The 12,431-nt window shown below is 67.2% G+C and carries 11 protein-coding genes; 6 read left to right on the top strand and 5 right to left on the bottom strand.

Annotated features, from left to right (window positions below; all coding sequences use genetic code 11):
* Positions 1 to 4 precede the first annotated feature (4 nt).
* Entirely contained in the window at positions 5 to 955 is a 951-nt protein-coding gene (locus tag ACWHYQ_RS05420; RefSeq protein ID WP_447974713.1) for a thiamine pyrophosphate-dependent enzyme, read from the top strand.
* Here the strand turns inward: ACWHYQ_RS05420 and ACWHYQ_RS05425 are convergent.
* From ACWHYQ_RS05425 to ACWHYQ_RS05445, 5 genes are all read right to left on the bottom strand, one after another.
* Positions 933 to 1,718 (bottom strand): BON domain-containing protein, encoded by a 786-nt coding sequence (locus ACWHYQ_RS05425; protein ID WP_447974714.1) that lies wholly within the window; start codon positions 1,716 to 1,718, stop codon positions 933 to 935. The genes ACWHYQ_RS05420 and ACWHYQ_RS05425 overlap by 23 nt on opposite strands.
* 68 nt (positions 1,719 to 1,786) lie before the next feature.
* Entirely contained in the window at positions 1,787 to 2,296 is a 510-nt protein-coding gene (locus ACWHYQ_RS05430) for an Hsp20/alpha crystallin family protein (RefSeq protein ID WP_447974715.1), read from the bottom strand.
* A gap of 514 nt (positions 2,297 to 2,810) precedes the next feature.
* Positions 2,811 to 3,920, bottom strand: a complete 1,110-nt coding sequence (gene dnaJ / locus ACWHYQ_RS05435) for a molecular chaperone DnaJ (RefSeq protein ID WP_447974716.1) — start codon at positions 3,918 to 3,920, stop codon at positions 2,811 to 2,813.
* On the bottom strand, positions 3,911 to 4,945 hold the full coding sequence (amrS, locus tag ACWHYQ_RS05440) for an AmmeMemoRadiSam system radical SAM enzyme (protein ID WP_447974717.1): 1,035 nt from the start codon (positions 4,943 to 4,945) through the stop codon (positions 3,911 to 3,913). Before amrS ends, dnaJ begins: the two co-directional genes overlap by 10 nt.
* A gap of 16 nt (positions 4,946 to 4,961) precedes the next feature.
* Positions 4,962 to 6,185 carry a methionine adenosyltransferase gene (locus ACWHYQ_RS05445; RefSeq protein ID WP_447974718.1) on the bottom strand — a complete coding sequence of 408 codons (1,224 nt, stop codon included), beginning with the start codon at positions 6,183 to 6,185 and terminating at the stop codon, positions 4,962 to 4,964.
* A gap of 282 nt (positions 6,186 to 6,467) precedes the next feature.
* Here ACWHYQ_RS05445 and ACWHYQ_RS05450 point away from each other — a divergent pair, with 282 nt between their 5' ends.
* From ACWHYQ_RS05450 to ACWHYQ_RS05470, 5 genes are all read left to right on the top strand, one after another.
* On the top strand, positions 6,468 to 7,454 hold the full coding sequence (locus ACWHYQ_RS05450) for a 2-oxoacid:acceptor oxidoreductase family protein (protein ID WP_447974719.1): 987 nt from the start codon (positions 6,468 to 6,470) through the stop codon (positions 7,452 to 7,454).
* Entirely contained in the window at positions 7,447 to 8,718 is a 1,272-nt protein-coding gene (locus tag ACWHYQ_RS05455) for a pyruvate synthase (protein WP_447974720.1), read from the top strand. The genes ACWHYQ_RS05450 and ACWHYQ_RS05455 overlap by 8 nt, the downstream gene beginning before the upstream one ends.
* A 271-nt stretch (positions 8,719 to 8,989) precedes the next feature.
* Positions 8,990 to 10,459 carry a multiheme c-type cytochrome gene (locus ACWHYQ_RS05460; RefSeq protein WP_447974721.1) on the top strand — a complete coding sequence of 490 codons (1,470 nt, stop codon included), beginning with the start codon at positions 8,990 to 8,992 and terminating at the stop codon, positions 10,457 to 10,459.
* Positions 10,460 to 10,489: 30 nt separating this feature from the next.
* Positions 10,490 to 10,987 (top strand): QcrA and Rieske domain-containing protein, encoded by a 498-nt coding sequence (locus ACWHYQ_RS05465; protein ID WP_447974722.1) that lies wholly within the window; start codon positions 10,490 to 10,492, stop codon positions 10,985 to 10,987.
* A gap of 51 nt (positions 10,988 to 11,038) precedes the next feature.
* Positions 11,039 to 12,355: a cytochrome b N-terminal domain-containing protein gene (locus ACWHYQ_RS05470; protein WP_447974723.1), complete on the top strand. Its 1,317-nt coding sequence runs from the start codon at positions 11,039 to 11,041 to the stop codon at positions 12,353 to 12,355.
* The last annotated feature ends 76 nt before the right edge of the window (positions 12,356 to 12,431 follow it).

Raw genomic sequence — 12,431 nt, forward strand, 5'->3', positions numbered from 1 at the left:
TGCCTTGGCTCCGCGCGACGCCAAATCGTATCACTCGGAGCTGCGCCCCGTCTGGTGCCCCGGCTGTGGCGACTACGGGGTCTTGGCCGCCCTGTGCCAAGCCTTGGCCGCCCTGGCCATCCCGCAGGAACGGCTGGTCGTCGTGTCGGGCATCGGGTGCTCGAGCCGGATGCCGGGCTACATCCGCGGTTACGGGTTCCACGGGATCCACGGGCGGGCGATCCCGCTGGCTACCGGGATCGCGCTGGCCAGGCCGGACCTCACCGTGCTCGTCACAATGGGGGACGGCGATGCCTACGGGATCGGCGGTAATCATCTCCTGCACGCCGCGCGCCGCAACCTGGACCTGACCTGTATCATCATGAACAACCAAGTTTACGGGATGACCAAGGGGCAGGTGTCGCCGACGACCCCGCGCGGCGACCGGACCAGCACGACGCCTTACGGCTCCCCGGAACCGCCCTTGCACCCGTTGTTGCTGGCGCTCGCGGCGGGCGCCACCTTTGTGGCCCGCGGAGCGAGTTGGGAGGCCACGCGCTTGGCGGCGATGATCGCCGAGGGGATCCGGCACCGGGGCTGTGCGGTGATCGATGTCTTGGCCCCCTGTGTCGTTTTCCGGCCCGAAGATCGGGCGTCCTGGAAACAGCACATCCTGCCGGACGAGGCAGAGCCTCCCTCGACTGATCGTCTGGACGTGATGCGCCGCGTCCTTGCCGACGACGGGCTGCGCCTCGGAATCTTCTTCCAGATCGCCCAGCCGACCTATTGGGACGCATGGCAGGCAATAGCGGAGGCGGCGACGGCGCGGCCCAGCGGCACCATGGGCCTGAGCGCGATCGTCGCCGGGCTCCCCCGGAGCTTACTGTCACCCCGCTTCCACGAACGAGAGCAGGAGCGAGCGCAGGGCGAAGCCGGCGCAGGAGTCCGCCCTTCTACCGGATCTCCAGGTGATTGACCACCCGGTCCACGCCGAAGACGTACCAGGCGTCGAATTCCGCCATCTCCCGTTGCGTGTCGTTGGGGACGGAACCCTCGAGTGTGACAACCGACCGGGCCACGGCCACACGGATACCCTCCGACACAATCAGCCGATCCTTCTTGAGGACCAGCTGCACGGCCTTGGCCAGCTCTTCGTCTGAATCCGGCTGGTCGGACACGACCTCGAGGCCATTGATCACGCCGCAGCTTCCCGGCACCCACCAGGCCAGCACGCCCGCGAGGCGCTTCTGGAGATGGGTCAGCACGCGGTTGTCCAGCAGCACGACCTCGTCGGTCACCGAGACCACGATGGCCCCGTGGGGCTCCGACGTGACCACCTGCCGGGGCTCGCGCTGGCCCTTGCGGAGGGGCCAGATCGTGCCGTTCTGCAAGGACGGCTCCTGCAGCCGCGTGTCGCACACCGCATCGAGGATAACGCCGTCTCCCATCCGTGGGGCCGGGACGACCCGGAGCCGGTCCACGATGCCACTGACGCCGGGGACGGCGATCGCCAGATCCTTGGCCAGCTTCTTGGCGGCCACGTGCTCCGCCTCGCCTTCCAGCGTCAGGACGCCCTGGGTGAAGTCCAGGTGGACCAAATAGCGGTGGAGATTGATGCGTGGCTCTCGCTTGAACGCCGCCCGCACCACGTGGACCGGCACGATGACCTGGCCATCCGAGTCGCGAGACAGCGCCCCCGGCAGCGGCTGCGGCGGAGGCCAGAACTTCGCTTCCTGCAACAGGTTCAGGGACTCCCCCCAAGGCCCGCTGTTCCTGTCTGTCCAGCACGATCATATCGGTCGGGGCATCACTCGATCTTGACGGTGATGGCCTTCTTCTTCGCCGCCTCCGTCTTGGGCAGCCGGACTTCCAACACACCATCCTTGAAAGAGGCCTTGACCGCCTCGGGCTTGATCTCGCAGGGCAGCGCCACCGTGCGGGCGAAGGCCCCATAGGCCCGCTCGCAGCGCAGGTAGTCCTCGTCCTTCACCTCGCTCTCGCGCTTCTTTTCGCCTTTGATCGTAATCGTGTGGTCGGTCAAGCTGACCTCGATGTCCTCCTTCTTGAGGCCGGGCAGCTCTGCCTTGATGACGACGTCGTCCTTGTCCTCATATACGTCCAGGGGCGGCATCCGCAGCCCGAGCCCGCGGAACGGCAGCCACTGCTCCGGCCGCCACGCGACGGGAAAAGGCCGCCAGAACTCCTCTGTGAGCCGGTCGAACCACCGATCGAACTCCTCCCAGCGCGAGAACCCCGCTGCGGGCTTCTTCTCGACCGGGACCAGTGTCTCCTTCGTCTTTTCAGCTTCCTTCGCCATGGCCGTGCCCTCCTTTCCATGCGTGCCTGGGCCGCCGCCCCTCGCCGCGCGACCGGCCGTTTCCGATTTGTGCGGCCAGTTCGTCCCGTCGCGGCTTCATCTTTGCCGCCGCGCGGCAGAGAGGTACCGTCAGCGTTTCCCTTCTCCGCCCCCAGCTCATGCTAGCCCGATCCGCTCGCCTCGGGGTCCCCATTGCTCTCCTTCGTGCAATGGCTCGACAGCGGTGGGGCATCCGCTCACGTGTGCTGCGGCCAAGCTCGCAAGGGATGTCCTATGCAAGCAAGGTGCCATGAGGCGGACAGATCGGACCTGCAGAAACCTCAACCGTGAACCGAGCCACGACGTGGCTCAGATCCGACGGGACGCCCACGATCCTGGCGAGAATCGCCCCAGGCCCCCGTCGGCCGCTGTCCAAATTGGGGCAGCCCGACTGGCAGGCCGCAGAGGCGGAGACGGGAGGCGCGCGGGGAGGACTACCGGCGATTGCACAGCGGGCGGCAGCCGGTGCCAGAGCTTAGCCCTTCATCTTCTCGAGCTTGGCGAACTCCTCGAGCAGGGTCCGCTGATGAGGCGTGAGGTGCGTCGGCGTGCGGACGTCCACGATGACGTAGAGGTCGCCCCGGCCCGTACCATCCAGCCGGGGCATCCCGCGACCGCTGACCCGAAGGCGCGTGCCGCTCTGTGTCCCGGCCGGAACCTTGACCGTGACTTCCTTGCCGTCCAGGCATCGGACCGGCCGCACGACGCCGAGCGCGGCTTCGGGGAAAGAAATCGGCACGACCGCGTAGAGATCGTCGCCCTGCCGCTGAAACGACGGGTGCGGGAGCACATGCAGCCGGATGAGGAGATCCCCAGCGGGACGCCCATCGGCCGGCGTCTCCCCCTGGCCAGCCAGTCGCACGATCATCCCATCGTCCACGCCGGCCGGAATCCGGACCTTGAAACTGTGGGCGGCGAATTCATAGCCGGCACCGTGGCACCGCTCGCACGGTGACTCGATCAGGGTGCCCCGACCGCGGCAACGCGGACAGGTCGTGAGCGTCACGATCCGCATGCCCTCGCCGGTCTGGACTTGCTGTTTCTGGCCGGTGCCCCCGCACTCCGGGCAGGGTCTGGGTGTCGTGCCGGCCTTCGCACCCGTTCCCTGGCAGCGCCCGCATCGGACGGAGCGGGTGACCGGAATCACCCGCTCGCCACCGACTGCAGCCTCCTCCAATGTCAGGTCGAGATCGTAGCGGAGGTCCGGCCCCCGGGAAGCCGTGCGCCTTTCGGTAGCGCGCTGACCGAAGACGTCGCCGAACAGGCCGGCAAGATCGTCGAAGCGGCCGCCGAAGAAGTCCCCGAATTGGAAGTCCCGAAACAGATCCTCCGTCGTCCACCGCTCACTGACGCCCGCGTGGCCGGTCGCGTCGTACTCGCGCCGCTTGGTTTCGTCAGACAGCACCGCGTAGGCTTCGGCGATCTCCTTGAACTTCTCGGCGGCGTCGGGCGCCGGGTTCCGGTCAGGATGGTATCGGAGGGCAAGCTTGCGATAGGCCAGTTTGATCTGGTCCCGCGTCGCGCCGCGGTCCACGCCGAGGACCTCGTAGTAGTCGCGTTTCTGGTGCGTGGTCGTCACGTCCATATGCCCGGGATCGCCTGCCGGCAAGCCGGGCAGGCGCCGCTTTTCAGCCGGTTGTCGACCAGGCTGAGCCCGGTGCGGCGGAGCACGACCGTCCCACACTCCGGGCATCGTGTATCCTCACCGCCTTCCTCCTCGGGCACATTGCCCAAGTAGACGTACTGGAGGCCCGCCTCGCGCCCGATGAGGGCCGCGCGCCGCAGCGTGTCGATCGGCGTCTCCGCGCCGTCCGACAGTCGGAAGGCCGGAAAGAACCGGCTGACGTGCCAGGGCACCTCCGGTCCCAGGTCCGTGGCGATGAAGTCGGCCAGCTCCCGCAGCTCCGCATCGCTGTCGTTCAACCCGGGGATCACCAGCGTGGTCAGCTCGATCCAGACGCCGAGGGCTTTGTACAGGCGGATCGCGTCCAGCACAGGTGCCAGTCGTGCGCCACAGACCCGCTTGTAGAAGCTTTCACGGAAGCTCTTGAGGTCAATGTTCGCCGCGGCCAGGTACGGCGCGATCATCCGGATCGCGGCCGGCGCGGTGAACCCATTGGTGACGAAGACGTTCCTGAGCCCAGCCTGCCTGGCCAGGATCGCCGTGTCGAGCGCCAGCTCGAAGAAGACCGTCGGCTCGGTATAGGTATAGGCTACGGACAAGCACCCACGGGCGAGCGCCCGGTGCACCACTGCCGCCGGCGTCACGCGCACGCCCGGTACCCGATCGTCCGGCTCCGCCGCGGAACCCTTCGGTCTCTGGGACAGCTGCCAGTTCTGGCAGAACGAGCACCGCAGGTTGCACCCGACCGTTGCGATCGAATAGGCGGTGGAGCCGGGAAGAACATGGAAGAGCGGCTTCTTCTCGATCGGGTCCACCTCCTGCGAGACGACGCGGTCGGCCACCAGGGTGTAGAGCACGCCCGCCTCGTTGACGCGCACCCCGCAGGCTCCGCGGTGGCCAGGCGCGATCCGGCAATAGAGCGGACAGAGCGTGCACCGGACGCCGAGGTCCCTGTCCTCCTCGTAGAACAGCGCCTTCCGTCGCATCGCGGCCGGCACGGGCTCACCACAGGGGATAGCGGCCCGCTTCAAGGGCTCCGCAGAAGGCTTCGATATCCGCCAGCCCCTCTCGGGCAATCCGCAGGATCGCCGGGCGCACCTGCCGAAGCGACCGACTGGCGGCCACGTTCACCTGCACCATCGCGAGGGCCGGCCGGTCGATCCGCTCGCCGATCCGGCTCACCAGCCACACCGTGACGTCCCGGATCCCCGGCACCCTGGCATAGATGCGCGCCGCCAGCTCATGGGCGAGGACGTTGTAGATCTTGCCGACATGGCTGACGGGGTTCTTGCCAGCCGCTGCCTCCCCGCTCATCGGCCGGTTCAGCGCGATCACACCGCACACGCGGTTGCCCCGGCCGGTCTGCCCCGAGTCGCCCTGCTCGGCCGAGGTGCCCAGCAGCGAGAGGTACAGCCCCTCCAGCCCGTGCCCCCGGCGATCGAGGGCGTTCAGCGCCACCCGCACCCGCGGGCACGCGAGCGGGTGGCGCCGCACATAGGCCTCAATGGCCGCGAGGACCCGGGCCTTCGCCTGGAAATAGGCAGCTTCGGACCGGATCGCGCCCGCCAGCAAGGGCATTGCCACCGTGAGGGCCAGCTCCTGCTCCCGCCGGATGGCGAGCACCTTCACGTCCTCACCCGTTTCGGGAAACGTCCGTTTGAACAGCGGCCCGTTGAGATACCGCTCCAGGTCCACGACCAGACGTTCGGTCGGGGTCAGCGGCGCATAGCCCACCCCGGCCGACGTGTCGTTCGCTGGGAGCGGGCCGCCCGGCGCCCGGAAGATCGCATCGAGCTCGGTCGCCCCGGGCTTCAGTTCGACCTGATAGCGGACGTGCCGCAGGGGGTCCACACGGGGGAGATTGGCCCTGATCCACTCGCGGGCGGCACCCACGGCGATCTCCTCCACAGGGACGGTCCGCCGCCCCACGCCCCGCGCCGCCCGATCTCCGATGACTAGGCACATCGGCTCGATCACGCGGCCGCCCCCGAAGCGGCATTCCACCCGGCCGGCGACGAGCAGCCCCTTGTCCACGTTGTGGTGCAGGACGCGGCCGAAGGCCCTGCGGTAGGCAGCCCCGAGCGCGAGCGACACCTGCTCCGACACCGCGTCGCAGATCGTGTCCGGATGGCCCGTGCCCTTCCGCTCCACGATCTCCACCGGCTGCTCCTGGATCGGCCGGGTTGGCGACGGCAGGACCGAAATGTCCGAGGGCTGAGAGCGCATTGCTGATGGTCCCTGGGAGCGGCCGACCGCTCGCTATGCGCTGCCAGCTTTTCAAGAAGCAAGGGCCCGGCCAAATCCAGGGACGCAAAAACTCTTTGCGATCTGGATGGTTGCGATGATCCTGCCGCATCACACCGCCGGGCGGGGCCAGCCCTGGGGAGAATCGCTACACAGTTGCGCCGGGCGCGGCGTCAGGATGCCACAGCCCCCTGACCCCGCCACCGGCTCTCAGGGTGCCGGGCGCTGATTTCTCCAGTCCAAACGCAAGTCGCATCGCCTGGCATGCTCCTTGTACTGCCAGCCGTCGTCATGATCCGGATTCGCTTCCACGGGCGCGGTGGCCAGGGCGCCAAGACGGCAGCTCGGATCCTCGGAACGGCCGCTTTCCTGCAGGGTTTCACCGCCCAGGATTCGCCCTTGTATGGAGCGGAGCGCCGCGGCGCGCCGGTCGCGGCCTTTACCCGCATCGCGCGCGGCTCGATCCACGAACGCGGACTGATTGTAAGACCCGACGTTGTTCTGGTGGCTGACGAGACATTGCTGGATGATCCGGCCGCCCACGTCCTCGACGGCGTCACGGCCGACACCGCCGTCTTTGTGAATAGCGCCGACCGCCCGGACCAGTTGGCCAGGCGGACGCCCTGCCGCGGCCGCCTGACGACCTCCGATCTGACAGGGATGATCCTCGGCCGGTTCGGCAAGCCCGCGGCGCTGAGCGCGCCGCTGGGGGCCGCGGCCGCCCGGCTCGTCGGGCTGCGGGCGGAGAGCCTGCGGCAGGCGGTCGCGCAGGAGCTGGCCGGGCTAGGGATGGACGAGGCGTTGATCGCCTGGAATCAGGAGCTGGCCGAGGCCTGCTTCGCTGCGCTCGCCCCGGCGTCCGTGGCCGCAGCGCGCTGCACCGAAGCGGCGCGGGGCCTCCTGCGGACACCGACCTACGACCCGCCCGAGCGGGGCACGCCGCGGATTCCCGCCCGCGGCAACAGCCTGCTGCGGCACACCGGCGACTGGCGCATCTTCCGGCCGGTCCTCGTACCGGAGCGGTGCAACGGCTGCACGCTCTGCTTCGTCTATTGCCCCGAGGCCGCGATCGCGCTGACCGCCGAGGAGCGGCCGCTCATCGCCTACGACTATTGCAAGGGCTGCCTGCTCTGTGTCGAGGCATTCCCGACCAAGGCCCTGATCGCCGAACGCGAGACCGCCGCAGCGGGTGACCCGACGAGCGGCCGATCGCTGACGCCTGATCGCCGAAGGCTTGTTCCCGATGGCTGACGCGGCCGAGATGATGACCGGCAATTTGGCCGCCGCCTGGGGCGCGCGGCTGGCGGACGTGGACTACGTGCCCGCGTTTCCCATCACTCCGCAGACGGAGATCATCGAGGCGCTGGCCGGCTGGTGCGAGCGCGGCGAGCTGGCCGCCCGGTTCGTCATGCTGGACTCCGAGCACTCGATGCTCACCGCCGCCGGCGCCGCGGCCGCGACCGGCGTCCGGGTCTTCACCGCGACCTCCAGCCAGGGGCTTCTCTATGGCTTCGAGCTGCTCTACACCGTCGCCGGCTGGCGGGCGCCGCTCGTGCTCGTCAACGTCTCCCGCGCCCTGGCCGCGCCGATCACGCTCGAGGCCGACCACAACGACGTGCTCGCCGCCCGCGACTCCGGGTTCGTCCAGATCCATGCGGAGACCTGCCAGGAGGTGCTGGATTCGATCCTGATAGGCTACCGGATCGCGGAGGACCCGCGCGTCTGCCTGCCCGTCCTCGTCAACCTGGACGGCTTCACGCTCTCCTTCACCCGGGAACCGGTCGTCCGACCGGACCTCGAGTCGGCGCGGGCCTTCCTCCCGCCCTACCAGCCAGCACACCTGGGCTTCCGCGCCTCGGCGCCGCAGGCGCTGGGCATGGCCGTGCTGGGCGGAACGGGCTATTCCTACTTCCGGTACCAGATGCAGCTCGCCGCGACTAACGCGCTTGCGGTCCACGAGGAGGTGGCGGAAGACTTCGCGCGGCGGTTCGGCCGGCGCTACGGCCTCGTCGAGGCGTACCGGCTGGAGGACGCCGAGGACGTGCTCGTGATGAGCAACGCCTTTGCCACCAAGGGCAAGGCCGCCGTGGATGCCGCGCGGGCGCGCGGGCGCCGCGTCGGTCTGCTGCGCCTGCGTGTCGTGCGCCCCTGGCCAGCCGCGACGATCGCCGCGGTGCTCCGCGGGCGGCGCGCCGTGGCGGTGCTGGATCAGAACCTCGCGCCGGGGCTTGGGGGCATCCTGTTCCAGGAAGTCGCGGCCGCCCTCTACCACGAGCCGGCTCGCCCGCGGGCGCTTTGCTCGTTCATCGGCGGGCTCGGTGGGAAGGACCTCGACGAGGGCGAGTTCGCCGAGCTCCTTGCACAGACGGCCGAGGCAGGCCAGCGGGGTCTGGGGATCGGACCGGTCCTCCTCTATACCGAGGACGATCAGCGGGAGCTGGAGCGGTGGCAGGCCATCGCGCTCGACACCCTGCCCCCGTCGTCGCCATTTTCTACACCGGAGGAGAACCAATGAGGCAAAACGCACCATGGGACCTCGAGAACGTCCACGAGCCGAACAGCAAGACGGTGTGATGCAATAAGGCATGGCTCTTGCTCCGTCGGTTGCAACAGGGGCGGCGGAGTGGTGAACATGATCGCACGCGGGTCGTGGGGGGCTGTGGGGACTTCCAAAAGCAGGATGCCTCCGTTCACGGGCAGTGACCGGGAGCTGGAGGCCTTGCTCGCCTATCTTGGCTCTTTGAAGTGAACGGCCCGGTCTGGTGGCCCTAAAAGAGGGGGCACGCATGAGGCGACGAATCGCCATCACGTTCGTACTCGCAGCGGCCCTAGCCAGTCTCGTCAGTTTCCTGGACGGGCGACCAGATGCCGCGTCCAGCCGGCCGGGTTGGGGAGCCCAAGAGGGACAGATCTGCATCCAGTGCCATAGCGCGCTCAACCCCGCGCTGGTCGAGGAGTGGCGTCTCGGCGCCCACGGACAGAACGGCGTCAACTGCGCGGATTGCCACCGTGCCGAACGATCGGACCCGGACGCGATGGAGCACAACGGCTATCTGATTTCGACCTTGGTGACACCGAAGGATTGCAGCCGATGTCATCAGAAGGAAGTCAGCGAGCAGCAAGGCAGTCATCATGCCACCGCGGGCCAGATCCTCGCTTCGACCGACAACTATCTGGGTGAAGTGGTCGGAGGACCACCGGCGGTGGCGACGGGATGCTGGCAATGCCATGGCTCAACGGTCCAAGTGCTCCCCGGGGGAAAACTCGACCCGGCCACGTGGCCCAACACCGGCATCGGGCGGATTAATCCGGATGGAAGCTGGGGCAGCTGCAGCGCCTGCCACACGCGCCACGCTTTCTCCAAGGCGCAGGCGCGTGAGCCCCAAACCTGCGGGAAATGCCACCTCGGCCCTGATCATCCTCAGATCGAGGTCTACCAGGAGTCGAAACACGGGATCCTGTACGAGTCCAATAAGGCTCGACTCAATCTCCATCGAGACAACTGGATCGTTGGGGTGGACTATACCGCCGCCCCCACCTGCGCGACCTGCCACATGAGCGCAACCCCCAACCAAGCCGTCACGCACGACGTGGGCGACCGCATCAGTTGGACGCTGCGCCCGGCGATTTCCGTCAAGCTGAACATGGTGATTTTCGAGGACCTGACGAAACAGGATGTTCCCGAAGGGCACCCCCTGCCGAACGTAGGGGAGCTGGTCAAAGCCCCGGACGGAACCATGAAAAAGGTGAAGACCCTGCTCCCGTGGCAAGACCGACGGGGCAAAATGAAAGACGTGTGCCGACAGTGCCACGCCGACCCCTTCGTGACCGGGTTTTACAAACAGTTCGACGACCTGGTGGATCTGTACAACGACAAGTTCGCCAGACCGGCCACCGCAATCATGACCGCCTTGAAGCAGGCGGGCAAACTTACGCCGGCCCCCTTTGACGAGAAGCTCGACTGGATCTATTGGGAGCTGTGGCATCACCAGGGACGGCGGGCCCGTCACGGCGCCTCCATGTCGGGGCCGGACTATGCCTGGTGGCACGGGATGTACGACGTGGCCCAGACCTTCTATCAACAATTCCTCCCTGAGGTGAAAGCGGTCGCCGGCGAACCTCTCGCGACGCAGGTGATCGAGAAGCACGTGTATGCCCACCCGGGGCACAAATGGCTCAAGGAAGGGATGACGAAAGAGCAGTTGCAGAAGACCCAAGAGTTCTATCGCCAGCGCTACGGGGAGCCGGCGAAATAACCTCACGGTCGGAGATCGCGCGGGGAAAAGATGCTGGAACGGCGGCGGTTCGCGGCGGGACTCACGGCTGCCATCATGGCAGTGATCGGCGCCGTGGTGGGCATCCCGCTGGCGGGGTACACGATCTGGCCCGCCTTGAAGAAGCGATCGGAGGTCTGGCTCGATGCCGGAGCGGCGGCGGACCTGGTCCCGGGACAGCCCCGGGAACTCAAGGTGTTTCAGACGATCACCGACGGATGGTCGAAGACAACCCTGCCAAAGTCTGTATGGGCGGTCAAGCAGGCTTCCGGGGAGGTTGTGGTCTATTCGGGGCTTTGCACGCATCTTGGCTGCGGGGTTCGCTGGAACCCCCGGCAACGGCAGTTCCAGTGTCCCTGCCACACCGGCGTCTTTGCTCCGGACGGAAGCGTGCTCAGCGGTCCGCCCCCCCGACCGCTCGATCGGCTCCCAGCCAAAGTGGAGAGAGGACGGCTGCTCGTGGTCTACAAGGAATTCAAGGCCGGGTCCGCGCTGAAAATCGAATTGTGACGGATGACGCGTCGCCGCCCCGCGTCCCCCCGTCCCACGGTACGGTATCCGATGGTTTCGCGACTGTACGAGTGGCTTGACAGCCGGCTGCGGCTCAAGCCGATCGAGAAGACGCTGCTCGACGAGCCCATCCCCGGCGGGGCGAGTTGGATTTACGTCTTCGGCAGCGTCACCCTCTTTGCGTTCCTCCTCCAAATGCTCACCGGCATGTTCCTCATGCTCTCCTATGCACCGACCGCCGACCATGCGTACGAGAGCGTCCGGTACATCCAGGAGGAAGTCCCGTTCGGCGCCTTCATCAGAGGCCTCCACCATTGGGGAGCCTCATTGATGATGGTGGCCATCGGCCTGCACATGCTTCAGGTCTTTCTGTACGGAGCGTACAAGCGGCCGCGGGAGCTCCTGTGGATGGTGGGTGTGGCCCTGTTTCTGATCACCCTCATGTTCGGCTTCAGCGGGTACCTGCTTCCCTGGGACCAGCGGGCCTACTGGGCCACGCAGGTAGGCGTGAACATCGTGGGCACGATTCCGCTGATCGGCGACACCTTGGTCCGCATCATTCGGGGAGGGCCGACGTTGGGCACGATGACTCTGAGCCGGTTTTTTGCCCTCCACACCGCCTTCCTTCCGTGGCTCTTGATGGCACTCGTGGTCTTGCACCTGATCATCCTCCGCCGGGTTGGACCCGCCGGGCCCTGGGATCCCACGCGGGCAGCGGCGATTCGGGAGCCGTTCTGGCCCAGGCAGGTGGCGATGGATGCCATCGCCATGTTCGTGGCCTTCGCCTTGCTTGTGGGATTGGCCCTGGGCCTGCCGCCCACGTTGGCCGATCGGGCGAATCCGGCCGATACGAGCTTCACACCCGTGCCCGAGTGGTACTTCCTCTTCTATTACGAGCTGCTCAAGTACTTCCGAGGGCGGTGGGAGATCCTGGGCACCGTGATCCTCCCGGTCCTGTTCTACACGCTCTTATTCCTCGTGCCGTTTTGGGATCGCGGGTCGGAGCGCCGCCCCTTCTCGAGACCGGTGGTCCTCGGGGCGGGCGGACTCTTTCTGGCAGTCGTCTTGACGCTTCTCGCGATCTCGCTGGCCTCGGTGCGCTCGATTCCGGAGACCGCTCCGTCCGTGACGCACGGTAAGCAGCTCTATCAAAGTCTGGGCTGCGCTGCCTGTCACCGTATCCACGGCGAGGGAGAAGCCGTCGGGCCTGATCTCTCGACCGTCGGCGCGCAGCGGGACGCCGACTGGTTGATGCGCCACTGGAGAGATCCCCAGGCTGTGGTCCCGGGGTCCCTCATGCCCGCCTACGCCGGCTTGAGCGACGCAGACCTGAAAGACTTGACCGACTACATGCTGAGCCTGAAATGAAAAGCCGACGCCGGCGACGCCCGGAAGGATACCCGCCAGTGACGCAGTCGTCTGAAGGCTGACCGCTGCTGGGCTG

The organism is Nitrospira sp. Kam-Ns4a (assembly GCF_965152595.1).